Source organism: Paenibacillus sp. FSL M7-0420 (genome assembly GCF_038002345.1).
In the GTDB taxonomy this organism is placed as follows: domain Bacteria; phylum Bacillota; class Bacilli; order Paenibacillales; family Paenibacillaceae; genus Paenibacillus_AQ.
Window position 1 is genome coordinate 168,133 of sequence record NZ_JBBOCJ010000001.1, and the last position, 26,947, is coordinate 195,079.

A 26,947-nucleotide genomic window follows, 5' to 3' on the forward strand; every position below is an offset into this window, starting at 1 on the left:
ACCTCGTATAACGCTGTAGCGTGCGTGCGTTAGTTAATGAATTGCAGCGACTTCAAGGTCTTCTCCAGCATCGTAGCCGCTTCCGCACGGGTAGCCAGCTTCGCCGGAGCGAACGCACCATCAGGGGTACCCTGGATGATGCCTGCGGCGGCGATCTCTGCTACCGCTGCTCTGGACCAGGCCGGGATGCTTGAGGCATCGCGGAATTTAGCCAGTACAGCCGGATCGGCCGTCAGGGTCTTGCCGGTGTATTTCATGGCTTTGGACAGGACGGCTGCCATCTCCTGCCGGGTAATTGGACTGCCCGGCTTGAAGCTGCCATCCGTATATCCGGTAATCAGACCTGCGGCTGAGGCTGTCTGTACGGCATCCGTGTACCATGCTCCAGCACGGACGTCACTGAAGGACGTTCCTGTTGCTGCCGGGGCAAGGCCCAGGGAACGGGTAATCAGTGCCGCGAACTCTGCCCGTGTTATGGACTGGGCAGGCGAGAAAGCGGCGGCGCTGGTGCCGGTAATCACCAGCTTCGAGGCCAGCAGTTCAATGGCGGATTGTGCCCAGTGCCCGGTAGTGTCACCGAAGGTCTTGGACGACTTCACCACAGTATAATAGCTGTTGCTGTTGCGCTTAATCGTTACTTCCGTATGCCCCTCTGCCGGATTACCAAAGACCGAAGGCACGAAGGATAGCTTGCCTGTGGCCGGGTCAAAGGCGACACCGGTCGCACCCTTGGCATCAAGTGCCCCTGTGGCCGTGAGGGTCCGCTTCACATAAGTGCTGCCGAAGCTGTTCAGAGGTACGCTCTTGCCGCCGGCCTGGGCAGTGATGCTGAATTCAATCACGGGCGCCGCCACAGTAACACTGCCGGCATGCACTGCGATAGCCTTGTTCAGGCTGTCAAGTATAGCGTTACCCGCCTGAAGCAGAGAGACGGTAACCGTGAATTCACTAGTGCCAAGCTGGGCAGCCAGAGCCGTTCCGTTAATAAGACCCAGCGGCAGGGAATAGGAAGCGCCGCCGGTAGAGGTGAAGGTCAACACTGTGTTCGGATGTGCCGCCGCCTGCTGCACTAGCACGCTGCCTGGAAGCACAGCCTGGGCGCCGCCTGCTGAAGCCGTGAGCGGGAGCTTCAGCTCATTAGTACCGGCAGGCAAGGCTGCAAACTGAGCGGTAAGCTCCGCTGCTGTAAACGTGGTAATCTGCGGCGCTGCTGCACTTGAAGCCGGAGTCGGACTTGGTGCAGGCGTTGCTGTAGGCGTCACTCCTCCGGAGCCTCCCGGATTAGATCCGCCCGGATTGGTGGTTGGTGCTGGTGTTGTAGTCGGACTTGGGTTTGGAGCGGCACCCTTCAGATCGGTGATCCGTCCTTCAACGCTGGAGGTCACCTGAAGGTGTTTCTTCAGATAGGCCAGCAGAACTTCGAAGTCGGGAAGACCCAGCTCGTAATAACGTCCGTCTGCCTTGGCTGAGGCCAGTGCACGGTAGAAATCCCCGCCGCCTGCCATGAAGGAATTCGTAGACAGAATATAATAGCCTGCCGGATCAATCGGCAGGTAAGACCCGTCTGCCTGTTTGATTTCAACGGAGATTATGCGTTCTCCCGCTTGCGTGACCTTGCCGGTTAATGAATCTATAATCTCCGGCTTCTTGGTAGAGTCATATGTGTATTTCATCCCCGAGACATGGGCGAAACGTCCCTGGTCGGATTCCAGGCCGCTGACTGCGTTCTCCAGGGAGGAGATAATTTCTGCGCCGGTGACCTTCAGGGCTGCCAGACTGTTATTGAATGGGAGTGTGGTCAACACCTCACCCATCGTAATATCGCCCTTGTCAATTGCTGCACGAATGCCACCGCCGTTCTGGATGGCGACGACCCCTTTGATCGTACTCTGGTCCTCCTTGGAGACGAAGTTAGGCATTAGCTCGGTTACTTTCTCCGCAATACTGTCAGCAATCATGTTGCCGATTGGCGTCTCTTCCTTACGCACTACGCGGACGGATTTCCCGTCAATGTCGCGGTTGGTGTAGAGGTCAACGTTCGAGTAACCTACCACCTGGCTTCGAACCGTTTCTAGTTCGGCATCGTATGGGGCAAGAATTTTTTTGGCAGCAGCATCTTCACCGAACAGGTTAACATCCAGCAATTTACCTTGGTATGCCTTAACCTCACCGTTCTTATCGAAGGTAACGTCAAGCTCACCGAGGAACTGGCTGTACTCGCCGGTCTGTACAATCAGGACCTTCTTGTCCGTCCCTGCAATCACCACAGGAGTTGGCGGGTTGTCGATCTTCGTGTGGGAATGTCCGCCGACAATGATGTCGATCCCCGGAACGGCCTTGGCCAGCTCCTGATCCACGGTGTACCCCAGATGGGTGACGGCGATAATCTTGTTGATACCCTGGGCTTCAAGCGCCTGGACGGTCCGCTTCGCGCTTTCTATATGATCTTTGAAAATAATCTTGTCACCGGGAGATGCGAGGCCTACAGTATCCTCAGTCGTCAAGCCGAAGACTCCGATCTTCTCTCCATATACGTCCTTGATGACGGAAGGATAGATATGACCGTCTTTGGCGGTACTTTTGGACTCATCGGTCTCCAGAATACCAGTCATCTCATGATACAGATCGGCAAGCTCACTGTTCTTCGTAGTGAAATCAATATTGGAGCTGGCAAAAGGGAACTTGGCTGCCGTCACGAAATTCCGCAGAATCTCCGGATTCTCCTTATTCATATCAAACTCATGATTGCCGAAGGTCATCGCATCATAACCGATATGATTCATGAACTTGATGTCTGCCTGACCCTTGAACTGGTTGAAATACAGAGTTCCGGAGAAGACGTCACCCGCATCCAGCAGCACCGTATTGCCTGTCCGTTCGCTGCTGATGGCAGAGGTCCGCTTGGTGATATTCTCCAGATGGCTATGGGTATCGTTCGTATGCAGGACGCGCAGATTGAAATCTGCCCCGCCGAAGTCAATCTGTGCGAGCAGCGGATCATGGTCACTGATCCGGATGCCGTCTGCATCAGATACAGTACCTTGCGGATAATCTCCCGGATCTGCGTAATCGGCATTAATATGCACGATATCAAGCTTGCTGGCAGAAGCCAGCCGGTTATTGACGAGGATATGATCCAGCGTCTGGGAGTTGCCCTGGAAGTTGTAGGAATACCGTTCATTCAGCGGCAGGGTATTTACAAGATTCGTAAGTGCGCTGCCCTTGAGGATATTCAGCGTGTCTGAGAACTGGAAGTCATTCAGATCGCCGAGCACGACAAGATTTGCCGCCGGGTTCTTCTGAAGCACATCCTCAGCGAAGCTGCCTACCACCTTGGCGATCTTGGCCCGCTGAACTTCAGTCGAGAAGACCGGAGGTTGTACGGAACCGAACAGATAGTTGTCACTGCTCTTGGAGTTGAAGTGATTGGCAATCACGATGATTTCTTTGCCTCCGAAGATGAACTCGGCAGCCAGCGGCTTGCGCGACTCCTTGAAGGCTTCATTGCCGGGATCAATGCGGCCCGGATTCAGGCTGAGGCCGGAACCGGCGGTATAGCTTACAGCGTCAGTAGCATTACCAGGTGTGCCTTGCTTCAGCGAGACGCGGTTCATATTGTACAGGAAGCCGGAGCGGATATTGCCGTCCGGAACGCCGCCATCCTGGTTGTTCAGCGGTGCGATATCCGTGTAACGATAGTTAGATGCACCGCCGTCAACAGCTGCAATGGCAGCAATTAGCGCTGTGTAGCTCTCGCTGGCATCCGTTCCGACTTTGCCGGTTCCATCATTATCCTGCACTTCTGTCAGGCCGATAATATCGGGTGTTTTGAGATTGACCACGATATCTTTGGCGACATTGGCGATTTTGGCGGGATCATTATGCTGGGAGAAGTTCTCAATGTTAAAAGAAGCGATATTCAGCTTATCCGCATCTCCCGGGGAGAGCGAAGTCACTTCTCTCTTCAGCTTGCTTGGGGAGACATCCGGCAGGCCGTCTGTTTCCGTAGAAATCAGGAATTTGCCGTAATCATAGGTCAGAATACCGGTGACATTGCCCAGGAATTGTTGGCCTGTAGTGAGTACCGGAGCGGTCTTCACAGAGAGTATGAGGCGCTGCGGGTTAAAGTCGGCACCCGTCAGTACCAGCCCGCCGGCAGGGGAAGTCACTTCAGTCGTGTTGCCCGTACCGTTGACGGTCACCACTGGGATTTCAAAAGTACTGCTGGAAGCATAGTAGACTGCCGGGCCCACAGTGGTTGGCTTGGCAATCTCCAGCCGCATGCCTTCCAGACTCTCATAGAAGTCTATGGCATCGGTGGCCGGCTCGAACTTGGCCGGATTCAGACCATCATCATCGATCACGGCTGTTGGGATGAGGCGCCCGCCAGTGCCCAGCAGGGTTGGGGCCGGAAGCGGATTACCGCTGCTGATAACCGTTGTCTGGGTGGCAGTGATCTGTGTAGTGGATAACTGCCCAGAGCGGCCGAATTCCTTGACTACTCCGTCTACCGTTACAGCATCGCCTGGTTTAACGGCGCTGCTTTTTCCTTTTTGATAGATTTGGATGGCCTCTGAGGTCTTGATATCCGTATCCATATCAGCGGCTGCAGACTGAATGTAGAAGCTGTCCGCATCCTTGATGTAGGTAACAATTCCCTTGATATCGGTGACCACTTTGTCCGCGTAAGGGGAGGTATGTCCAGCGCCCTGAATCTGGTTAATCTTCAGACCTGCCAGTGCAGGGGCGACGCTGTATTCAAAAGTGGAGGTTGGACCTTTCTCAGAATCGGGTAATAAGGCATAGGCTGTAATCTTAAGCGAGGTAATACCGGAATGAACGATGATTGGGGCAGTATACAATTGGTCTGCCACTTCTGGGGTTGCACTCTTGTTAGCGTAGACACTGTAATACACACTTGCCGTTACCGGGGTGCTTAGCGTAATGGTTGAGCCTGTGCCAATCTTAGTACCCGAAGCGGGAGATGCAGTAACGGGGGGCGCTTGGGTCGCTACAGCAGTGTCGGCTGCTATAATCGGCTCTGCTGAGGCCGTCCCTGAGCCTCCTGATAATGCCGGGAACATCCCGGTTAATAGCAATGCTACCGCCAGGAATAGACTGAGCGGCTTCCTGCATTGTGAAGAAAGTTTCATGTGAGTATACCTCCCCATAAAATATCATTCGTACTCTATTATAATAGAGATAATATGAATCTAGCGCAATTTTTCGGCAATATTTGTTAAACTTGCATAAATCCATGGTTGGAAATGCATGAAATATATAAAACTTTACTATGTTTATACGAAATTCGTTATGTTTTCTGAAAATCATGTAAACTACATGTTATTTATATGCTAAAACAGCGTTCCTCTCCTGAGTGTGGGGGAACGCTGTTCCACTTTCCCCTCAACGCCTTCGGTGCGCTAAAAACCGATAATAATGTGCTAGCGGGAGGATGCGGGGCAAGTGGGCCGGATATATGTGAAAAACAATATACAATGGGCCTGTGCGGGGGTGAACGGACCGAATGTATGCGGAAAATAGTATACAATGGGGCTGTGCGGAGGCGAGCGGCCTGGATGTATGCGGAAAACAGTATACAACGGAGCTGTGCGAGGTCGAGCGGGCGAATGTAGGCGAAAAACAGTATACAATGGGGCTGTGCGGGGGCGAGCGGGTGAATGTATGCGAAAAACCACTTACAATTTGTTAGCGGGAGGGTGCGTAGGACGGGTGAAGCTCAGGTAAGGGCAAAAATCAGGGGCAGTATTGCCCCTGAATGTCCCCCGAATGCCCCCCGAATGCCCCCCGAATGCCCCCAGAAGTGGGCGGATGAGTAGCCGGTGGTGGTTAAGGTGAGGTTACTTGAGTTCAATCCGCTCCGCCCCGCCCATATACTGGCGCAGCGCCTGCGGGATGTAGATCGATCCGTCCTCCTGCTGGTGATTCTCCAGCAGCGGAATCAGAATGCGCGGCGTGGCGACCGCTGTGTTGTTCAAGGTATGGCAGTATTGCAGCCGCCCGTCTTCATCACGGTAGCGGATGCCCGAGCGGCGGGCCTGGAAGTCGAGCAGATTGGAAGCCGAGTGGGTCTCCCCGTAGGCTTCTCTGCCCGGCATCCAGGTCTCGATGTCATACTGCTTGTGGGTCTTCATCGCCATGTCTCCGCTACAGACGGCGACTACCCGGTAGGGCAGCTCCAGCAGCTGGAGAATATGCTCGGCATTGCCGAGAATCTCCTGGAGCATCTGCTCCGATTCTGCCGGATCGTTCTTGCACATGACCACCTGCTCGATCTTCGAGAACTGGTGGACCCGGTACAGCCCGCGCACATCGCGCCCGGCCGAGCCGACCTCGCGGCGGAAGCAGGCCGACATCCCGGCCAGCCGCAGCGGCTGATCCAGCTCCAGAATCTCATCGCTGTACAGCGAGACCAGCGATACCTCCGAGGTCCCGGCCAGCCAGCGCTTCTCGCCCGTCAGCTCGTAGGTCTGATCCATGCCGCCGGGGAAGAAGCCGGTCCGCTCCAGCGCCTCCGGCCGGACGATCACGGGCACATCCAGCGCGGTGAAGCCGCGCTGCATCAGCACATCGAGGGCCAGCCGCTGCACGGCAAGATGCAGCAGCAGCCCGGCCCCCTTCAGCACATAGCTGCGGGGCCCTCCGGCTTTGACGCCGCGCGGAAGGTCGATGATGTCGTGCAGCTCTCCGAGCTCGACATGGTCCCGCGCGCGGAACCCGAAGACCGGCAGCGCGCCATGCCGCCGCAGCTCCACATTCGCGCGCTCATCCGGCCCGATCGGCGTATCCGCCGACACGGGATTCGGCGCTTCCAGCAGCAGCTCGCCGCAGCGCTGCTCCGCTTCCGCAAGCTCCGCCTCCAGCAGAGTCAGCTGGCCGTTGATCACCCGCACCTGCTCCTTGGCCAGCTCGCCACCCGAAACGTCGCCCCCGCGCAGCAGGCGCTCGACCTCCTTCGTCAGCGCGTTGCGCTCCGCGCGCCGCTGCTCCGTCTCCCGGCGGGCCAGCCGCCGCCGGTCATCCCACTCCAGAAGTTCCTCCAGGGGGAACTTCAATCTTTTCCACTCGGCTGTCTTCCGTACAATGTCCTCATTCTCCCTGATCCAGTTCATATCCAGCATCTGCATCCGCTCCTTAAGTGTGGGTAAAAAAACGCAAAAAACGCCCTCATCCATGGGACGAGGAGCGTCAGCTCGCGGTGCCACCCAGGTTGACCTCATTCGCGTACAGCTGCTATGCAGCGCGCGGAATCAGGCCCTCTTTGGTCTTCGCGGTAACGGGCGAAACCCGGTAAACTTAGGGAACAGGAAGCTGCTCCGGTCGCAGACGCCTCGCGGTTGGATGCCGGTCGTTGGCCTGGTCGGGATATAGGTTTGCCGCTTATTATAACCAGAGCGGCAGCGGTTTGCAAGCATAAGAGGGGTTTGACAATATTCCTTGTACTCTGCTAGGATTATTACTAATTTAAAGTATTGATGCCCGGCGAAGCAGCCCGGTTTATCCTATCATGCGGACGGAAGAGGTGCGGAAATGGCCAAAATAGTCGTAATTAACGGAACACCCTCGCTGGTCTCACGGATCAATGCCGTGATTGAGTATGCAGAGAATGACCTGCGGGAGCGCGGATTTGAAGTGGAGCGGATCAATGTGGCGGAGCTGCCCGCGGAGGATCTGATCCATACCAAATTCGAGAGCGAAGCCATCGTCAAGGCGAACGGGCTCGTGGCGGAAGCCGATGCGGTCATCGTAGTTAGCCCGGTGTATAAGGCCTCCTATACCGGAGTGCTGAAGACCTTCCTGGATCTGGTGCCGCAAAAAGGGCTGGCCGGCAAAATCGTGCTGCCGCTCTTCATGGGCGGAAGCCTCGCGCATCTGCTGGCGATTGACTATGCGCTGAAGCCGGTACTGTCCGTGCTGGGTGCCCGCTACATTCTTGGCGGCGTCTACGCCGTAGACTCGCAGGCGGTGCGTAACGACCAGGGCGTAGTTGAGCTGGCCGAAGAGCTGAAGCTGCGTCTGGACAGCGTACTGGAGGAGCTGGCAGAGGAGACGGAGCATAAGGTGGCACGTAAGGCAGGGCAATAAGCCGTACCCGGTCCGAACCAATAAAAGGCACTAAACCACCCGGTAGCGGGAGTTTAGTGCCTTTGTTATTTTTGTACCCCTTGAAAGCTCAGCTCCGGCTCCCACAGAACAACCCTATCTCCCGCCAGACTCGCAGGAATATCAATGATCCGCTGGTTGCTGCTTCCCCGGTAAGAGAGGGTAAGGTCTTTGAGCGCTTCGACGAACCGTCCGTCGATCACGACCTGGCACAAGGCCAGCAGGTTCCATTCCGCTGAACCGGGGGAAGCCGTAAGCTCCTCGTACGTATAACCGGTATAGATCCAGATTGGGAAGTCCGGCAGCTCGGCGCGCAGCTCGTGAATGAAGTCTGCAGCCTCCTCAGCCGAGAAAAAAGGGTCCCCGCCCGCCAGCGTCAAGCCGTCCAGCAGCGGATTGCCTGCAATCTCTTCTATGATCTCCCGCCGCCGCTCCGGGGTGAAGACTTCCCCGAAGTTAAAGTTCCAGGTCTTCGGGTTGAAGCAGCCCGGGCAGCGGTGGCGGCAGCCGCTGATGAAGAGGACGGCCCGCAGGCCTTCCCCTTCATTGATCGACTCCGGGTAATATCCGCAGATGTTCATAGATGCTTAACACGGTCCCGGACTTCGGCTTGCTTGGCCGCATTGAAGCGGGTCTGATAGTCACCGGTCAGATACCCGGTAACCCGGCGCAGACGGCGGATATGGGTGGTATCCTCATGGGCATTGCAGGTCGGGCAATTCGTACCGATGACCCCTTCATAGCCGCAGCCGGAGCAGCGGTCAATCGGATGGTTAATGCTGAAGTAGCTGATGTCCTGCTCCAGCGCGTATTTGATGATTTTGACGAAGGCTGCAGGGTTGCTCCGGGCATTGCCGTTCAGTTCGACATAGGAGATCGCTCCGGCGTTGCAATATTCATGGAACGTGGCTTCCAGGCTGATCTTCTTGGCTGCGCTCAGTTCATGGTAGACCGGAATGTGGAACGAGTTCGTATAATATTCACGGTCGGTTACCCCAGGGATAGAGCCTAGCACCTTGCGGTCGATCTTGGTAAATTTGCCGGAAAGACCCTCGGCCGGCGTGGCGAACAAGGTGATGTTGAGGTTAAGCTCCTCGCTCTTGCGGTCGCAATATTCACGCATGTGGCGGACGATGGCTACAGCCTTGGCGTGAATCTCCATATCTTCGCCGTGGTGCTTGCCGTACATGGCCTTCATGCATTCCGCCATCCCGATGAAGCCCAGTGACAGGCTGCCGTGCTTCAGCAGTTCGCCTACACTGTCATCAGGGGCAAGCTGCTCGCCGCCTTCCCAGACGCCTTCACGCATCATGAAATCGGAGGCTTTGGCCTTCTGGGAAGCCTGGATACGGAAGCGGTGCAGCAGGCCGTCCAGCGCAATATCCATATAGTGATTGAGGTCGTCGAAGAACCCTTCTTCATCAGCAGCGAGGCGGCGGCCGGTTATCGTGCCGTGGGCCAGTCCAAGACGCACCAGGTTGAGCGTGTTGAAGGACAGGTTGCCTTTGCCGGAGCAATGGTTGCGTCCGAAGCGGTCGCCGAGCACACGGGTCCGGCAGCCCATCGTAGCGAACTCGGTATCCGGGTCAGCCGGATCGTAATACTGCATGTTCAGCGGAGCGTCCAGATTGGCGAAGTTCGGATACAATCTGCGCGCCGAGCACTCCGCTGCCTTCAGGAACAGCTCGTAGTTAGGATCACCCGGTTGCTGGTTAATGCCTTGCTTGCATTTGAAGATCTGAATCGGGAACACCGGCGTCTCCCCGCTGCCCAGTCCATTCATCGTGGCCGTCAGCAGCGAGCTGATCACCAGCTGGCCCTCCGGGGAGGTGCAGGTGCCGTAGTTGATGCTGGTAAAAGGAATCTGGCCGCCGGAGCGGCTGGACATCGTATTCAGGTTATGTACCATACTCTCTGCGGCCTGCAGGGTCTCGCTCTGCGTCTCCTTCAGGGCAAAACGGAAGGCCCGCGGATACTGCTCAGCCAGATCGCTGCGGCTCATCGTAATCTCCCCAAGCTCCGAACCCTCTGCGTTCTCCTCGAAATACTCCAGACCTTTGCGGAAGAGCTTGGAGAAGGATTTGGTCACATAAGGGGCCAGATCATAATCCAGCTTGTTGGCGGACACACCGCCGTACTGCGCATTCTGCTGCGACTGGAAAATAATCGCCACCAGCGACATCGCCGTCATAATCGAGTTGGGAGGCCGTACGCTGCCGTTGCCGGTGTTGAAGCCTTCACGGAGAAGCCGTTCGAACGGGATGAAGATGCAGTTGGTAGTTCCGATGGCGTATTGATCCAGGTCATGTACATAGACGACATTATCCAGGGTAGCCTGTACCAGCTGCGGCGGCATGGTGAAGTTGCGGGCATACCATTTGGAGTATTCACTGCCGAACTTGCTCATTTTGCCGGAGAAGCTCTCCCCGTTCAGGTTCGCATTCTCGCGCAGCAGATCCAGATCCCGGCTGTCGATAATATCCCGTCCCAGATGAATGACCTCTTCCAAAAGATCCTCCTGTGCAGCTTGTCCTTCGTTATAACGTTTCTCCAGCAGCGTCATTATATAACTCTCTCCTCTCGGGTATTGTAAGCGTTAAAAAAGCACCCCCGGCCGGGAAGGCCGGAAATGCCCGAATGCATGATGCAAAGATCCGGGAAACGGAAATTTGCCTGTGGTCTGGGTGGAACATACGAGCAGACACAAGGGCGATAGCTTACGCCCGTTCTTGTATATTCCGCAGAGCCGATACCTGAAAATAATCCCCGATCGTCCTCAGGTATCGGCAGCCTCTGACCCGAATGACGGAAGGCTAACTCTGCTATTGCAGGCCGCATACGGACACCTCCCCTGTTCCTCGCAGGAGTCTAAGCGGTGCCACCGAAACAGGCAGGTCTCCTGGCTTCCGGCAACTCCTCCGGCGCCTTCCCGGGGGGCTTATTCCGCCCCTTAGTGGCAATTAGCCGGAGAATGCGGCCCTGGGCATCGCACCCTGGGAGCATCCGGTTACAGTGGCGGGACCGCAGCGGTTTTGCACCGCGCTTCCCTATTAAGTCGCACCTCTATTACAAGAGGTGAAACACCCGTTTCTACTATATTTTGTTGTTATCTATTAAAGCTACCGCAATATATTGTGTTTGTAAATGTTTTTTTGCAATCCCGCACGGGGAGCGGGTTCGGCGCTTTTACTCACAGCTGATCCACAGTTAGTCCACAGGTAATCCACAACTTTCCTCTGAATCTGCCGTGAATGTTTCATAAAATCTCCGAAAATACGCCACAAAGAATCCATAAATAGAGTGCGTCTAATCCTGGTAATCATTTTGACGGATATTAATAGAATAGAGAGGGTGCAGGTGATTTGTAGCAAGCCTGGCGAAGCGTTACAATAAAGAGGAAAAGTTAGAGGCAGGCACATCAGATCATTAGGAGGCAGTTCACAATGGCAATTGGCGAAGTGACCGTTATTCCGGTTGGGACAGGCAGCACCAGTCTCAGCAGCTATGTGGCCGAGATGCAGCGCGTGTTGGAGACGGTGGAGGGCATTACCTATGAGCTTACTTCCATGGGTACGATTATTGAGGGTCCGGTAGCGCGGATTCTGGCTGCGGTAGAAGCGCTGCATGAGTCGCCGTTCACCGCCGGGGCGCAGAGAGTCTCAACCTCGCTCAAGATCGATGACCGGCGCGACAAGACCTCGACCAGCCGCAGCAAGCTGGAATCCGTGGAGCGCAAGCTACAGGGGAAGTAGCGGGAATATAGTATCCAATCAGAAATGACGATAAGGAGCGGATTCTTCATGACAACAGCAGCACAGCAGATCGGAATTCAAATGTATACACTGCGCGACCAGACGGAGCGCGATTTCCTCGGCACACTGGCCAAGGTGGCAGAGATGGGGTACCAGGCAGTGGAATTCGCCGGTTATTTCGGTGTATCTGCAGGGGAACTGCGCCGTAAGCTGGATGAACTTGGCCTGGCGGCCCCCTCGGCGCATGTAGGCCTGGACTTCAGCAGTCTGGATAAGATGGAACAGGCCTTAGCCAAAGAGATTGAATACGCGGTAGAGCTCGGACTGCAATATATAATCACCCCGTCGGCACCGCTTCCGCCGAATCCTTCCATAGAGGATGTAACGAGAATCATTCCATTCCTGGAGAAGGCTTCCGCGATGGTCCGGGCGGCGGGGATGCAGTACGGCTACCACAACCATGATTATGAATTCAAAGAGGTTGACGGCAAGGCGGTCATCGATATCTGGCTGGAGCAGATTCCTGCCGAGCATATGCTGGCTGAGTTTGATCTGGGATGGGTATACAGGGGTGGAGCCCGGCCCGTTGATTATGTGTCACGGTACGCCGGCCGTGTTCCGCTGGTTCACATTAAGGACTTCGGAGCAGACAATGAGGAGACCGATCTCGGAAAGGGAGAGGTCGATTTCCGGAGCGTCTTCGAGATCGCGGAGCAGAGCGGAATTCTCTATTATATTGTAGAACAAGAGGCTTATGAGGTATCCTCCCTAGCAAGCGCTAAGCTCGCGCTGGATTATTTCCGCGGGCTGGGACTGATGCACGGCTAATGCACGGCTGAGGATACAGCAACCAGCGGAAAAAGGGGTTGCGTTTTCCGCTGGAAGAGTTATAATATTTTTTGCTTGGCAGGACAGCAAAGCCTGTTCGCTGGTGTAGCTCAGGGGTAGAGCAACGCACTCGTAATGCGTAGGCCGGGGGTTCAATTCCCTTCACCAGCATTTGTAAGAACTCAATAGTGGCGCGGCTTCTCAAGGTTTTGGGAGGGCGCGTTTTTTTGTGGGAAAAGCTGAACTTCTAACATTCTTCTAACCTTTACTCAACTAAAGTGGTTATTTTACCCTCTTCCTTTACTTCATGGCGGGTTCCTAAGATAGAGTCACCGATGCCTCGAAGCACTGCTTCCTGCAGATTGGGCAGGACATGAGAGTAAGTATCCAAGGTAACATTGATAGAGGAATGCCCCAGTCTCTCCTGGACGATCTTGGGATGAACCCCGGCCTTCAAGAGCAGAGTTGCGTGAGTATGCCTGAGATCATGGAAACGAATGTTTGGGAATGATGGGTGTTCCTTGGTAATCTGCTCAAGTATTCGATAATAATGACGCATTAAGAGGCGTGGACCAACCGGGGTACCAATGCTGGTCTGGACAACCAACCCGGTATACCGTTAGATCTCAAGCTGAGAACAAGATGAAAATGGACAGACGGGCAGAATTTTCGGAAGATTGAAATTTAAGCGGCGTTTGTGACTTGTCGTCTCGATATAGCTAGCGCAGAAGCAAGCAAAACAATAGCATTCAAATATTGATGAGTTGTGACTTTCTGAATGCCCCAAACATGTAATTGGTCTGCGGTTAGATAGGTCTTCATTCGAGAATTGCATCGTTCTACAATTGTTCGCTTGTTGTAGAGTTCTTTCCAATTTCGGCTTTCTCGGTGTGGTAACGCATAGCGGCGAAAATCGTCTCTGCTGCTGCTGACCTTAACGACCATTCCGTAATTGGACGACTAACAGGCCGTCATACCTAAAGGACAATCCACTTGTCCGGTAGCATGTGGACGACGAAACTTCAAACGTCCTTTTCCTGTCCCCCAATACGTCATCAGAACCCCCATTGAACACAAGGTGTCCCTTTGCTTGCATAGTTGGGAGTTCCTTTTCGTTCTGCGGATTCATGGGAATAATCGCTTGGGCCTTGATGCTACGAGCCGTTTCGTAGTTTTTCATTTGGTCATTTGTAGGATCATTTTCACGGCGAGGTAACGTGGGATAACGCCCGATAAGAATCATTCTTTGGGCATTTAAAGACGAGGCCTGTCTTATAAATTATAAAAAATGGAAAAATTGAGGAAGGAAATCAAGAGCTACATGCTTTACTACAATTTCAGATATCAATGGAATTTAAAGAAGATGACTCCTGTATAATACAGAAATCACCTTCACATACCTCATATCACAGACGTGTTATAGATGCATACGCATTCTCTTCCGCAGTAACAGCTGTGTTAAACATGGCAATTACTCCTCCAGCAGTAACGGCTGATAATATTCCAAGGCTAACTAATCCAGGAGGGCCTAACCATGGGGCAGTCAATGAACTTCCTGTTAATCCAACCAAAGCCGTTGCGTAAGACGCTCTATAGTTCGAATAAGCATTTCCAAAATTATCTACATCTTGTCTAGCTCTATTAAAAAAGCCGTTTGTACTTGTAACTCCATATTTCGCAATATGATTCCCCTCAGGTTCACCGTGACCATTCCCCTCACCAACCCAGTTATAGTTCATAGATTCGTAAGCTCTAAAAGTATAACTTGTCCATGCATCGTTAGAATAGTAGTGACAAACTGCTGCAAAACCACCTGTATCCCCAGCGCGAGCGGATAAACCTTTTTGGACAGCGTCTATATCTTTCTTTTCTCCGTTAATAAACAATTCGTTATTATTTGCAAATAGAACTACAGTTTGGTCGGTAGAATCGTTATACATTGTACCATACTCTTCTTGATAAGCAGGTAAGATAGTATAGTCATAATTGATGTCGACAGTGACTTCAGTCCCATTCGTTTTTGTAACACCTGTAGAATCTGTAGTCACTGTTACACTTCCAATTATTTCCTTTGAATCACCGACCACAACATTATTCGTAAAACTACTGGTTTCTTTCACTACTTCTGGAGTTACTATTTCTTCTGCAAGTGCAACAGAACCCATGCTAGAAATTATGATAACTAAAGCGACAAATGATGAAATTAACCTTTTCATTAATGTAACCCCTCTTCTTAATATTATTGAACTTTTAGAAAGAACGATTTTTAGATATGCACCAAACAATTCACCACCAATCCGAGAATGAGTGAGTAGTAACTGCCCTAAACTTGAAATTTTCCGATTAAACAATATAATTGGAATTATATCCATTATGAACCAATGGAATCTATGTTTAAATAGGTATGAATGATCAAATAATAGAAAAAAATGTCGAATATTAGGGGCGCTGCTGTGTGTGTAGAACATTTAAGGAAAAAGGGAGATTCAGGTTATGCTTGCAGAAAAACTAATCCGGATTACTGGAATAGTTTTAGAGAGAGTTTTTCGCTCGTGTTATGAATACTTATAAGCTGCAGCAAATGAATAATAGACTAGGAGTTGGCCATTATAAGGAAATCAGTCATGTTCGAATATCATTTGAGTAGTTTCGTTGATTTATTTTTACAATGTTAAACACAGAACACGGAGATAGAATCCAACTCTTAGAAGGTAAGGCAGAGGAAACTGAGAGGTCCTGCCCTTAAATTGTCTAATCAACACAACGAGATTAAAGAGCCTGACAGACCAGAGGATCTAATGAATGAGGAACAAGTGGATCTGCTAAAACTTAACACTGATCAACTGAAAGAGATTGCCAACATTGGTCAATTAAATGGTAAGTACGAAGATATCCTCACAGAAAATCGAGAACGCATAGAACGTTTCTCAAGATGTAATTATGCTGAACTATAGATTTTGTGCTTGTGCTGAAACATTGGGCTAGGTTTTGTACACATTTCCAAACCAGCCTCAATCTTAGTGATGACAAGTAGTAGTGGGGAACATTATAGTGCTCGGGATGAACCCCTACGGGCAGGAAGGTTCGATCCGGCTACCTTAATTCTTAAAGCTAATGAAAAGGGATCAATCAGAAAGAACTGGTTGATCTTATAATCACAAAGAGGATATTATGAACTGATCTGCTGAATTACACTTAAAAATAATGTTACAAAATATGGATATTTTATGAATCCCTTATTAATTCTTTATAATGCTATGGAGGGAATGGTTATTAAATTTATGTATTGGTTGATTTTATGGGCGTATAGGCGTTAGCGGGCGAATACAATAGAACTATAGAAACACAGTAGTGTGTTAAACTGTACATTCAAGGGAACAATTAGTTTATCCCGCATCAGCCATAGATGTTTGATTGCTTATTATTGAAGTGGACAATATCTCAGGAGGGATTGGAGAAAGTATGAAGAAAAAAGACTGGATTTTAGTAATTTTAGTAGTTTCTCTATTCGGGAATGCTGCATTATTTATGAATCAGAAACGTGTCAGCAGAAATGAAGATTTGCAATATGAATTATTGAATGCTTACATTCAACGAGATCTAGCTCAACTTGAAGAAACTATACAATATCAACAAGATAATAATTGGAAAAATGAAACTCTTGTTACACAGAAACTAGATGATGCCATCGATTCAATTATCTTGCACAGTGGAATGGAACGACATAAGGATAGAGAAGATATCCTTATGAAATTGTACGATTACATGAATGAGTTCAAGGTTGGTGACACTACTTTTGATGTTAGCCTAAACGATAAGCAACGAGCCGATTACATCCTTTTAGGTCAAAAGCTGCGTTCTAACGGGTGGAATTATGGTGTAGGATATGATACAAGCTGGGATTCTTTTGCATCAAAAGTTAACAAGTTCGTAGGAGAATCATAGAAGTTATTATATGAATCACTCTTTCTCTAATTGGGATGTTTTATGGTGGAATTACAATTACATATAGTTTAAGAGCCTGTTCAAAAAGCTATCAATTTCATAAAAGAAACAAAAATGTACCGCTGCATTAAATGGTAAAATGGAGGTATCCCTACAACCATCAAACCAACTATGCGAGGTGCATTTTCATGGAGTTGCAGTTAGAACTGCTACCCTACCTAAACCGATATCATCGCCAACATTGATACTCATCAAAGTCACTTGAAATGTTTCCCTGTCCATAAAGTAGTACGGTAAGTTTGGTTTTGCTTTGCTACCTGGTCAATATTCACTACAAGTGGACATTGTCTATAATCTCTTAAGTTTATTTTTCCATAGGGGTAACAATTATAATAATGTTGAGGCTGATATGTTTGATAGTTGTTATTCCAATTGTTATGCATAGGGTAATGCAATTGATACTGGTGGCATGAATTATGGTACATACTCATTCTCCTCTTACGATTTTGTGTGTACTTTAGTCAGATGCATTTGCCTATACAAAGGAGTGCAAAACCTGCAAAAATGGGCTGCAGGCATAAGGAATTTACAATTAGATTCTTCCTTCGTTTCAATGGAAGGTTAAAGACGTTTATAATAAACGTGTTAACACAAGGACGCTCATGTTCAAGGAGATTTAGGAAGAAGTGATATGCTGGCCCCAATACTTAGTATTATTCCAGCGGGAACGTGGTGTTAAGGTAGCGTTACGTTGCGGTTTTTCTTCTAACAAAACTTCTAACCAATCTTCTAACAATCCAAATATCAACAATACTTTAGAAGTAACTATACGCTTAAAACACGCGATTTATTGCCCAACAGACCCCAGGAAAACCTTATAAATCTATGCTGGGTCGCACTCGTAATGCGTAGGCCGGGGGTTCAATTCCCTTCACCAGCATCTTTACAAAGTCGATAGTGGCGCGGGTTTCCGGTTTTTTGGAACTGCGCCTTTTTTCTATGCAAGCATCAACATCTACCATTCTTCTAACCTTTAGTTAAGTAAAGTGGGGAGCATAGGGTTGGATGCTAGGAGGCAAGGATCTTATATGGGAAACCGGACATTCCTGAGTGTTACCAGTGCCGATACAGATTTGATTGATTATGAGAATACAGCTTTCGAGACGAATAATTTTCTCGCTCCAGTATGGTTTTGTCTGGTCAGCCAAGACCAGTTCCAGCGCTATAGCAGGCAGCTTATGCAAGCCTGGAGCAAGATTCAACCCCATATGGACCAACCGGATGTGGAGGATTTGCCTGAGTGGGAACATTTTGCAGGGGCCTTCCAATGGCAGATTCCATGGGCGGATGCTGCAGAGCAATTGCGCCTGAGCTTACCCGGCACGCTGGCCCATTTCCCGGCGCTTTCCACTCCTGTACATGAGTGGCTGGTAACCTTATCGACCCATGTACAGCGTTATTCTACTGCCGTTATTCATCTGGAGCTTTCGCAATATTTCTCATTCACGGGCGATCCCGCCCTGTATCTAAAAGACATTCAAGAATACGTTACTCTCTGGCAGTCGCCGCATCCCTCGCAGGAGAAGGTCTGGCAGGGAGCAGCCGATAACGTTTATATGCTGAACGGGGAGCATTTGCCATGGAGAGAACGTAGGGCAGCTCAACCGGAGCAAGCTCTTGATATTCAGCCAGCACAGTCCATTCCTCCAGCATCCGGGAAGCGCCAGTCCAAATGGCGGCAGGAGATCTACATCTGGTTGCTTGCGATTCTATCCGCAGCCCTCTTTTTTACCGTCTATGTTAAGACCTCCAGTGGTTGGTTGGCGGTGCTCTGCTTCTTCATCCCCTCTCTGTGTATCGTTTTGTGGAATATAATTATCGGTCGTAAACGAACCTCCCGTCATCAGCTCGAAGCGGCTAGGACCTTGAAGAGGAACAGTCGCCCTTCTGATGCTGTGCTCAGAATTGAGTATTTCGCTGGGCATTCCCCTATTGGGGTGGATGGCATGGAGACCGGTCCTTCGGAGGATAAAGCGTTACCGGATCTTATCCCCTGGCTGCAAATCCTGCAAGCGAAGGTGCTCTCATCTCATGAGGTTGAGCTCATCGTTTCTGCTAACCATTCACCAGTCGCTACCTTACAACTTCATTTGAAGCTGGATGAACAGCTGGATGCCAAGGATACCGTATCAGCGGTTAATGCGTTGGTGTTGGCTCATGACAAAGCATTGGTATGATTACATTCACTAACCGGCTTGGTGGCATCTCCCTGGTCGTTAGTACACCAGGATTGGGACTGGAAGGCCAGGAAGATAGCCACCCATCTGTGTTCATTCTCGAAATGAATAAGGACTCCGCCGTCTTGCCATGTGCCATTTTCTCTGGCGTACCCGCCCGCATTGCCTTGGTTCATATGAATATTATGGACGCCCTGCCCAGGGGAGAAGCCGAAGTATTTATCGGATTTATCCTCTTCGGGTCCCCAAGGCTCGCCGAATACGTACAGGGTTGCATCCTGTTCCTGTGCCTCCTTGAGATAAGAGGTGATTTTATCATACAGATTGTTGTGGGGATCATTGTCTTCCTTGTCATCCTGGTTCGTATTAGGCAGAGCCACCATCTTACTGGGAATCACCAGGTTTCCCCTGATATAATCTAGGGCAAGGCTCCGGTTATGCCAGGTGATCTTCGTGAAGCCGGATTCAAGCGTGAGCCAACGGGCCGTTTCTTCCGCTTTGAAATCTTCGCCCACATAATAAAGCACCTGATTTGCAGTGTCCTCCGGTAAATGTTCCGCTTTAGCGCTTGATCTGATATTGATAGCCACCCTGTACTTTTTATGAATATCACCTTCAACCTCAACCAGTACCTGGATATGATTATTTTTGACACCTAGCTTATATATGATATTCTCATTGGATAATTTGCATTTTAATACCCCGTACCCTTGATCTAATCCGTTACCCATAGTCCGTCAGTCCCCCTTCTTAGCTATTATTCTTTCCCGTAGAAGGCCATAGTAATTCTGAGTAAAAAGGTGTTCATCAGAGGAGGCAAGCTACTTTATGAAGATTCTGACCATCCGCCAGCCGTGGGCAACATTAATTGCGCTGGGAGAAAAACAAATCGAAACCCGGACCTGGCGGACCGCCCACCGGGGAGAGTTAGCCATTCATGCCGGGATGCAGGTGAATAAGGCGATCTGCCGGACGGAGCCGTATCAGTCGTTGCTGGCACGTTACGGCTACACTGCGGACAACCTGCCAACCGGCAAGATCATTGCAGTCAGCCGCATTGCGGATTGCTGTGAGGTGACGCCGGAGCTTGCGCAGCAAGGCTGGCCGGGCGGCAATGAATATGTATTCGGCAATTATGCCGAAGGAAGGTATGCCTGGAAGCTGGAGGAGGTTGTTCCGCTGGTACATCCCATCCCTGCTAAGGGACGTCTGGGTTTCTGGGAATATCCTGTGCTGGAAGAGGAATTGTGAATTTCTTGACGGCAATGTGAAGAAAAATTGCTCCAGATTGGCTGTCAGCTGGTATAATTGGGATATTCGGCGGGAAATCTTCCTATATATAAGGATAGTTGTGCTCTGAGGCGGTCTACCGCTGGAGAGGGGCAGAAATGCCGGGAAGGAGCGTATGCATAATAGATGGGAAGCCTTCTAATTGCATGGCTTTGTATGCTTTGTTTGTTTCTTGCGTTCAGGGATCAGGTAAGCCGGAGAATCCTGTACCCGGTAGCTGTGGTGGTGATATGCGGCACGCTCGGGTATTGGACGTTGTTAATGTAACCGCATCCGGGTGAACATTTCATGCAGAAGTCTGCCGCTTGCGGCAGGCTTCTTTGGTTAGCCCTGCTCCATCTTCTCCATACCCAGGTATCTGCGCATATGCAGAGTGGCCTGGGCTGCAATCACATCATCCAGCAGCAGCATCCGCTCGTGATAACCCCTGCAGACGAATTTGGCTTCAACACCCGCCTCCAGCCGCTGCTGCTCATAGACTTTCAGACCACGGGCGCGCATCCCGGCACGGACCTCCCGCAGATCAGCAGAAGCGGCATGGACGGCCGTCTGGATCACCTCCAGATAAGGCGCAGGCGTGCGCAGCTCTGAGGATATAGCAGAAGCATCGCGCTCGAAGGCGGATAAAATAAGCGGCAGCAAAATATAGGATTTGACCAGCAGGTTATCCTGGCTCTCTGCTCTTTGCATCCTTCTCAACCCCTCGAAGAGAACGTATATTCGCATTGTAACTCATCCTTCAAAAAATAATCAATGGGTTTTATAAATTAACTCAAATAATGTGATATATTTCACAAAAAAATAAGATGAATTATTTTATATTAAAATTGAAATATTAAAGATTAAGGATTGAAAAATAAATCAGCTCAAAGGAGAATGGCAATGAGTCATGAAGGAAGTCTCCGCCGTGGTTTGGTATTCGGGATCATTCTAAGTGTTCCGCTCTGGGTATCGATGATTGGCTGGGTTCAGCTGTTCGGGTCTGCCTAGGCGACATTTTATTCAAAATATATGAAGTCTATTAGCAGGTGTCGTCCCTATGGGCGGCACTTTTTTTCTGAGCTGAGCTGCCTGTAAATAGGTAAAATTGCATTGAACAGGAGCAGACAATGAGTTCGAGGGGCCTGAGGGCTATAAAATAGGACAAATGAATCAAATTTAAATAATATAAATTGATATTATTATAGGGAAGAGAGACAAACGGCTACAGCCAATCTTCTGATTTCTCGACTTTTTTCGTCAATAAATAAAAAGAGACTCGCCCCTGAACCCTTATGGTACAAGGGATCAATGAGGAACCATCGAAAAATATAATTTCAAAAAATATACTGGGAATGGATTGACAATAGGATGGGGGAGCGGATAAACTGAAATTAGTACAAAAGTAACAAATGTCATAGACTCAACGATGAATTTACATAAGTTACTCCCAATTTCATACCGAAATCATGTACAAACGCAAACCGGATCGAAAGAACGGGACGCAAAGTCAGGAATCTACTGTCTCTAAAGTTGAGACTAGGGTCGTCCGGCCGCCGTGAAGCTAACCCTTCTTGGCGGTCTTTTTGTTGTTATAGTCGCGTGACAGATTCATAGAATAGTAACTAGGAGGTGTGGACTATTGAAAAAAGGAGTACGTAAAACAGCCGCCATCCTTATGGCAGGCTTATTGACCGTATCCAGTGCTTTTACGTGGGGCACGGATGTCAGAGCAGCTTCAGGGGTTCCTTATACGCCAACACCGGTTTTGGGGGTCGCAGGGAATTTTAATGCTTTTATTCTTGGGGATTTCACACAAGGCGGTGATCAGATTGAAGGCCGTCTGGCAGCGGCGGGGAACATTACCCTCACCGGAGGTTACGGAGTAGCCAGGGCATACAGGAATGCTTCGCCTACGGATGTGCTGGTTGCGGGCAAGAATTTTGAACATTCGGGTAGCGGAGAAATTTACGGAAATGTGGTATACGGGGACAGCATTACAGTCAATGAGCCCCAGGTTAAAATTATAGGTACTAAGAGGAAAGAGAAGCCGATTGATTTTGCAGCCGAGCAGCAGGCTCTGATCTCCCGTTCCACAGAGTATGGGGCCTTGGCTGACACGAATGAGATCGGCAATAACAATTATGGACAGCTCAAGATAAGTGCACCGGATCGTTTCAATGTAGTTCATTTGGATGCCTCGACACTGGCGAAGACCAACTATATTGAATTCAACATTGCCCAGAACGCTACGCTGATTATTAATATAAGCGGGCCTACAGTCAATGTGCCGAGCTTTTCAATGAATAACGGCAGAGCCAGTCAAGTATTGTTCAACTTTTACGAAGCTTCTGAGGTGAATATCGCTAATACCTCCTTCTATGGCAGCATTCTCGCACCCAGAGCGGATGTTCATTATGCCCGAGCAGAGCTGTACGGAACCCTGATTGCAAAATCTTTTAGCGGCGGGGTAGAGATGCACCTGGGATTGTACGAGGGAGAGGGGCCGCCGCCGAGTCCGACGCCGACCGCAACGCCGACACCTAGTCCGACACCAACGGCAACGCCGACAGTGAAACCAACACCAACGGTAACGCCAACGCCGACTGTGAAACCAACACCAACGGTAACGCCTACACCAACAGTGAAACCTACACCAACGGTAACACCAACGCCAACGGTAACGCCTACACCTACAGTGAAGCCTACACCCACAGTAAAACCTAGCCCGACACCTGTGTGCACCCCAACTCCAAAGCCAACGCCGACTGTAAAGCCGACACCAACGCCAACTGTGAAGCCAACGCCGACGCCGACCGTGAAGCCGACGCCGACGCCGACCGTGAAGCCGACGCCAACACCGACCGTGAAGCCAACGCCGACACCGACCGTGAAGCCAACGCCAACGCCGACTGTGAAGCCAACACCAACGCCGACCGTGAAGCCGACACCAACGCCGACCGTGAAGCCAACGCCAACACCGACCGTGAAGCCAACGCCGACACCGACCGTGAAGCCAACACCAACGCCAACGGTGAAGCCAACACCGACGCCGACCGTGAAGCCGACACCAACGCCGACCGTGAAGCCAACACCAACGCCGACCGTGAAGCCGACACCAACGCCGACCGTGAAGCCAACACCGACGCCGACCGTGAAGCCGACACCAACGCCAACGGTAGAACCGACACCGACACCAACGGCAGTACCGACACCAACGCCAACGGCAGTACCGACACCAACGCCAACAGCAGTACCGACACCAACACCAACGGCAGTACCGACACCAACACCAACGGCAGTACCGACACCAACACCAACGGCAGTACCGACACCAACGCCAACGGCAGTACCGACACCAACGCCAACAGCAGTACCGACACCAACGCCAACAGCAGTACCGACACCAACGCCAACAGCAGTACCGACACCAACACCAACGGTAGTACCGACACCAACACCAACAGCAGTACCGACACCAACGCCAACAGCAGTACCGACACCAACACCAACGGCAGAACCGACACCAACACCAACGGCAGTACCGACACCAACGCCAACGGCAGTACCGACACCAACACCAACGGCAGAGCCGACACCAACGCCAACGGCAGAGCCGACACCGACGCCGACAGCGGTGCCTACGCCAACGCCAACGGTAGAACCGACACCAACGCCAACGGCAGAGCCAACACCGACGCCGACAGCGGTGCCTACGCCAACACCAACGGCAGAGCCGACACCAACGGTAGAGCCAACGCCAACACCAACGGCAGAGCCAACACCAACACCGACGGTAGAGCCGACACCAACGCCAACGGCAGAGCCAACACCAACACCGACGGTAGAGCCGACACCAACGCCAACGGTAGAACCGACACCGACACCAACGGTAGAGCCAACGCCAACACCAACGGCAGAGCCAACACCAACACCGACGGTAGAGCCGACACCAACGCCAACGGTAGAACCGACACCAACGCCAACAGCGGTGCCTACGCCAACACCAACGGCAGAACCGACACCAACACCAACGGCAGAGCCGACACCAACGCCAACGGTAGAACCGACACCAACGCCAACGGCAGAGCCAACACCGACGCCAACGGCAGTACCGACACCGACGCCAACGGCAGTACCGACACCGACACCAACAGCAGAGCCGACACCAACGCCAACGGCAGAGCCGACACCAACGCCAACGGCAGAGCCGACACCAACGCCAACGGCAGAGCCAACACCGACGCCGACGATAGAACCGACACCAACACCAACGGCAGAGCCAACACCGACGCCAACAGCAGTACCGACACCAACGCCAACACCAACACCAACACCAACACCAACACCAACACCAACACCGACACCGACACCAACACCAACACCGACACCAACGCCGACACCGACACCAACGCCGACACCAACGCCGACACCAACACCGACGCCGACACCAACGCCGACGCCGACACCAACGCCGACACCAACACCGACGCCGACACCAACACCGACGGTAGAGCCGACACCAACGCCGACACCAGATCCAACACCAGTAACAACGCCAGCGCTAACATCGCCGCCGTTCAGTTTCCCTCCAGTGCCTACGCCGACTCCGATTATCGGATTTATCGTGAGCAATGATGTGGCTGTGAATGATGATCCGCTGCCGCTTGGGCCTGTAGCAACTCCGATAGCTACAACAGTACCGGCATCAACGCCGACACCGGCTATTGCGGTTGCGCCAATAGCAGCAACACCGGAGCCAACGCCTTCAGCAGAACCGGCACCCGATGTAGTCCTTATTGATGATGAGGTTCCTCTAGGCGGTGTGCCTGTGGATGGAACCTTGCCGAAGACGGGCGAATCCAGTCCGGCGCCTTATTATTTTGCCGGTTTGGCACTCGCTGGTCTGGGCTTGATTCTTAGAAGAACCACCAGAAACAGCAAACGTAAATGAGTGACCGGAACTGAGATTTATATAAACAAACAATGATCCTGTGATTTGACAAGGGCTGCTTTCGGAGAAGACGTTCTCCTGGAAGCAGCTCTTTTTTCGTTGGAAATAAGTGCCCGGATACAGAATGTATGCGAAAAACAACATACAATGTGCCGGTGAGAGAGTCAGCGGACCAAATGTATGCGAAAAACAATATACAATGTGCCGATGAGAGAGGCAGCGGACCAAATGTATGTGGAAAATAGCATACATACATGCAATCTGCTGCGGGAAGGCGAGTGTGCTAAATAGAGTCCACCTGCTTCTTTCAAGAGTCTTGCAGAGTGCAATGGATTTGAAGTTTGTGAAGAGAAAGAAATTCATGCTGAATCTCTTACCGTAGCCCCAGCCGTATTTTTAGTTGGCCGTACTCCCATGCTATACTAGGCTCAAATTAATATGGTTGCTTACTGAAGGAGGAACGTTGATGTGGATGATATACCTGCTTGTGGTGCTGATCGTGGTGGCCGGAGGGGTGGGGTATGCCGGATTCTATTTTTATGGAGTAGCCATTAAGCGGGCCCCTAAGGAATTCCTGGCCAAGACCCCAGACCTTAAGATTGATCCGCCGCCGGTGGCCGGAGCCTCGTGGGGAGAAGGAGCGGAGTGGGTGTCCCGGCAGACCTTCCGTGAGGTAGAACTGGTGTCTGAGGATGGGCTCAAGCTGCAAGGCTATTATCTGGCGTCAGCACGTGCTGCGGGACGGACGGTCATTGTTGCCCACGGTTATTCCGGGAAGGCCAAGGATATGGGAGCGACCGCCAAGAACTATTATGAGAACCTGGGGTACAATGTGCTGCTGCCTGATGCCAGGGGACACGGGAAAAGTGAAGGAGATTATATCGGCTTTGGCTGGCCGGAGCGCCGGGATTATCTGAAATGGATCGGATTCGTCCTGCAGGAGAACGGCCCGGACGCGCAGATCGTGCTGCATGGCGTATCGATGGGCGGAGCCACGGTGCTGATGACGTCCGGCGAGGAGCTTCCTCCGCAGGTCAAGGCGATTGTCGCCGATTGCGGCTACACCTCGGTCAAGGCACAGCTGTCCTATCAGCTGAAGCGGATGTATCGTCTGCCCAGCTTCCCGTTTGTGCCGGTGGCCAGTCTGGTGACCCGGATGAAGGCCGGTTATTCCTTCGGGGAGGCGTCTGCGCTGAAGCAGGTACGCAAGGCCAAGGTGCCAATTCTGTTCATCCACGGGGATGCGGATAAGTTCGTGCCTTATGCGATGATGAATGAGCTGTATGAGGCCTGTAAGAGTCCGAAGGAGAAGCTGGTGGTGCATGGAGCGGGGCATGGTCTTGCCTATGATACGGATAAAAACACATACATCCGCACAGTAGGCGAATTCGTGGAACGCTATGTACACAGCCCGGCTGCCGCTGAATCTGTCCGGTAAAAGTCCATAGAACGTAGACGCGCCCGATATCCGCTGACAGCGGTTATCGGGCGCTAATTATGTTCCACACATGGAGCCTTTCCCTGAAGAACAGAGAAGCAGCGGGCCATGTCTTATCGGTATATTAATCCCCCGCCGTCTGTGAGCAAGACGGGTGTCGTTATTCCTTGTTATTTCCAGCAGCCGTGTGGCGAGAATAATCCTTCCAATACGACAAAAGCCCTACCTCTCTTTTGTCCTTGCGGCTCCGTGGCCGCGCCAGTGTGAATCGGAATGCTATGTTCGAATTTAATCTCATAAAAGGGATAAGTACTGCAAGAAAACGTAAGATATTGTGTCCAAACCGCCGATAATATAGAGAAGTGATTCATCGGCCTGACATCTTCTTGATGGGGATAAA

The 26,947-nt window shown here is 51.4% G+C and carries 17 protein-coding genes, 1 tRNA gene, 3 pseudogenes and 2 riboswitches; of the genes and pseudogenes, 11 read left to right on the top strand and 10 right to left on the bottom strand.

Going from position 1 to position 26,947, the window contains the following annotated elements; all coding sequences use genetic code 11:
- Nucleotides 1-29 precede the first annotated feature (29 nt).
- Together MKX51_RS00750 and serS are read right to left on the bottom strand one after the other, a co-directional pair.
- Nucleotides 30-5,153: an S-layer homology domain-containing protein gene (locus tag MKX51_RS00750; protein ID WP_340990852.1), complete on the bottom strand. Its 5,124-nt coding sequence runs from the start codon at nucleotides 5,151-5,153 to the stop codon at nucleotides 30-32.
- A 708-nt stretch (nucleotides 5,154-5,861) separates the two neighbouring features.
- Complete coding sequence (gene serS, locus MKX51_RS00755; RefSeq protein ID WP_340990853.1) at nucleotides 5,862-7,142, bottom strand: serine--tRNA ligase; 1,281 nt, start codon at nucleotides 7,140-7,142, stop codon at nucleotides 5,862-5,864.
- Nucleotides 7,143-7,551: 409 nt separating this feature from the next.
- Here serS and ssuE point away from each other — a divergent pair, with 409 nt between their 5' ends.
- On the top strand, nucleotides 7,552-8,106 hold the full coding sequence (ssuE, locus tag MKX51_RS00760) for an NADPH-dependent FMN reductase (protein ID WP_340945038.1): 555 nt from the start codon (nucleotides 7,552-7,554) through the stop codon (nucleotides 8,104-8,106).
- Between the two features lie 65 nt (nucleotides 8,107-8,171).
- Here ssuE and nrdG read toward each other — a convergent pair whose 3' ends face one another.
- Together nrdG and MKX51_RS00770 are read right to left on the bottom strand one after the other, a co-directional pair.
- Nucleotides 8,172-8,705 carry an anaerobic ribonucleoside-triphosphate reductase activating protein gene (gene nrdG / locus MKX51_RS00765; protein WP_340990854.1) on the bottom strand — a complete coding sequence of 178 codons (534 nt, stop codon included), beginning with the start codon at nucleotides 8,703-8,705 and terminating at the stop codon, nucleotides 8,172-8,174.
- A complete protein-coding gene (locus tag MKX51_RS00770) occupies nucleotides 8,702-10,687 on the bottom strand; it encodes an anaerobic ribonucleoside triphosphate reductase (protein ID WP_340990855.1) in 1,986 nt (661 codons plus the stop codon). The genes nrdG and MKX51_RS00770 overlap by 4 nt, the downstream gene beginning before the upstream one ends.
- A 309-nt stretch (nucleotides 10,688-10,996) precedes the next feature.
- Nucleotides 10,997-11,227: riboswitch (cobalamin riboswitch) on the bottom strand.
- A 340-nt stretch (nucleotides 11,228-11,567) separates the two neighbouring features.
- On the opposite strand from MKX51_RS00770, the gene MKX51_RS00775 reads away from it, so the two are divergent.
- The 3 genes from MKX51_RS00775 to MKX51_RS00785 all read left to right on the top strand — a co-directional run bounded on the left by MKX51_RS00775 (nucleotide 11,568) and on the right by MKX51_RS00785 (nucleotide 12,875).
- Entirely contained in the window at nucleotides 11,568-11,876 is a 309-nt protein-coding gene (locus MKX51_RS00775) for an MTH1187 family thiamine-binding protein (RefSeq protein ID WP_340990856.1), read from the top strand.
- Nucleotides 11,877-11,924: 48 nt separating this feature from the next.
- Nucleotides 11,925-12,704 (top strand): sugar phosphate isomerase/epimerase family protein, encoded by a 780-nt coding sequence (locus tag MKX51_RS00780; protein ID WP_340990857.1) that lies wholly within the window; start codon nucleotides 11,925-11,927, stop codon nucleotides 12,702-12,704.
- Nucleotides 12,705-12,803: 99 nt separating this feature from the next.
- Nucleotides 12,804-12,875, top strand: a tRNA-Thr gene (locus MKX51_RS00785).
- 94 nt (nucleotides 12,876-12,969) lie between these two features.
- On the opposite strand, the gene MKX51_RS00790 is transcribed toward MKX51_RS00785, so the two are convergent.
- Both MKX51_RS00790 and MKX51_RS00795 read right to left on the bottom strand, forming a co-directional pair.
- On the bottom strand, nucleotides 12,970-13,263 hold the full coding sequence (locus MKX51_RS00790) for a tyrosine-type recombinase/integrase (protein ID WP_076085842.1): 294 nt from the start codon (nucleotides 13,261-13,263) through the stop codon (nucleotides 12,970-12,972).
- A gap of 125 nt (nucleotides 13,264-13,388) precedes the next feature.
- A pseudogene (locus tag MKX51_RS00795) lies at nucleotides 13,389-13,902 on the bottom strand (transposase); the annotation flags it as partial.
- Here MKX51_RS00795 and MKX51_RS00800 point away from each other — a divergent pair.
- A pseudogene (locus tag MKX51_RS00800) lies at nucleotides 13,901-14,082 on the top strand (IS3 family transposase); the annotation flags it as partial. The pseudogenes MKX51_RS00795 and MKX51_RS00800 sit on opposite strands and share 2 nt — an antisense overlap.
- Nucleotides 14,083-14,110: 28 nt before the next feature.
- On the opposite strand, the gene MKX51_RS00805 reads toward MKX51_RS00800, so the two are convergent.
- On the bottom strand, nucleotides 14,111-14,920 hold the full coding sequence (locus tag MKX51_RS00805; RefSeq protein WP_076085836.1) for a hypothetical protein: 810 nt from the start codon (nucleotides 14,918-14,920) through the stop codon (nucleotides 14,111-14,113).
- 582 nt (nucleotides 14,921-15,502) lie between these two features.
- Between MKX51_RS00805 and MKX51_RS00810 the strand changes: the two genes are divergently transcribed.
- Both MKX51_RS00810 and MKX51_RS00815 read left to right on the top strand, forming a co-directional pair.
- Nucleotides 15,503-15,658 (top strand): hypothetical protein, encoded by a 156-nt coding sequence (locus MKX51_RS00810; RefSeq protein ID WP_340990858.1) that lies wholly within the window; start codon nucleotides 15,503-15,505, stop codon nucleotides 15,656-15,658.
- A gap of 508 nt (nucleotides 15,659-16,166) precedes the next feature.
- A complete protein-coding gene (locus MKX51_RS00815) occupies nucleotides 16,167-16,649 on the top strand; it encodes a hypothetical protein (RefSeq protein WP_076085830.1) in 483 nt (160 codons plus the stop codon).
- Nucleotides 16,650-16,868: 219 nt separating this feature from the next.
- Here MKX51_RS00815 and MKX51_RS00820 read toward each other — a convergent pair.
- A pseudogene (locus tag MKX51_RS00820) lies at nucleotides 16,869-17,134 on the bottom strand (cupin domain-containing protein); the annotation flags it as partial.
- A 603-nt stretch (nucleotides 17,135-17,737) separates the two neighbouring features.
- Between MKX51_RS00820 and MKX51_RS00825 the strand changes: the two are divergent.
- Complete coding sequence (locus MKX51_RS00825) at nucleotides 17,738-18,886, top strand: hypothetical protein (RefSeq protein ID WP_340990859.1); 1,149 nt, start codon at nucleotides 17,738-17,740, stop codon at nucleotides 18,884-18,886.
- Here MKX51_RS00825 and MKX51_RS00830 read toward each other — a convergent pair.
- Entirely contained in the window at nucleotides 18,865-19,617 is a 753-nt protein-coding gene (locus MKX51_RS00830; RefSeq protein ID WP_340990860.1) for a YukJ family protein, read from the bottom strand. The two genes, MKX51_RS00825 and MKX51_RS00830, sit on opposite strands and share 22 nt — an antisense overlap.
- Before the next feature lie 97 nt (nucleotides 19,618-19,714).
- Between MKX51_RS00830 and MKX51_RS00835 the strand changes: the two genes are divergently transcribed.
- The gene (locus MKX51_RS00835; RefSeq protein WP_340990861.1) at nucleotides 19,715-20,137 is read left to right on the top strand and encodes an ASCH domain-containing protein; all 423 of its coding nucleotides are present in this window, start codon (nucleotides 19,715-19,717) and stop codon (nucleotides 20,135-20,137) included.
- 363 nt (nucleotides 20,138-20,500) lie between these two features.
- Here MKX51_RS00835 and MKX51_RS00840 read toward each other — a convergent pair whose 3' ends face one another.
- Nucleotides 20,501-20,866, bottom strand: a complete 366-nt coding sequence (locus MKX51_RS00840; protein ID WP_340990862.1) for a hypothetical protein — start codon at nucleotides 20,864-20,866, stop codon at nucleotides 20,501-20,503.
- Nucleotides 20,867-21,623: 757 nt separating this feature from the next.
- Nucleotides 21,624-21,716, top strand: a riboswitch (cyclic di-GMP riboswitch).
- A gap of 81 nt (nucleotides 21,717-21,797) precedes the next feature.
- Here MKX51_RS00840 and MKX51_RS00845 point away from each other — a divergent pair.
- Both MKX51_RS00845 and MKX51_RS00850 read left to right on the top strand, forming a co-directional pair.
- Nucleotides 21,798-25,109 carry a choice-of-anchor A family protein gene (locus MKX51_RS00845; protein WP_340990863.1) on the top strand — a complete coding sequence of 1,104 codons (3,312 nt, stop codon included), beginning with the start codon at nucleotides 21,798-21,800 and terminating at the stop codon, nucleotides 25,107-25,109.
- Nucleotides 25,110-25,581: 472 nt separating this feature from the next.
- The gene (locus MKX51_RS00850; RefSeq protein WP_340946765.1) at nucleotides 25,582-26,547 is read left to right on the top strand and encodes an alpha/beta hydrolase; all 966 of its coding nucleotides are present in this window, start codon (nucleotides 25,582-25,584) and stop codon (nucleotides 26,545-26,547) included.
- The last annotated feature ends 400 nt before the right edge of the window (nucleotides 26,548-26,947 follow it).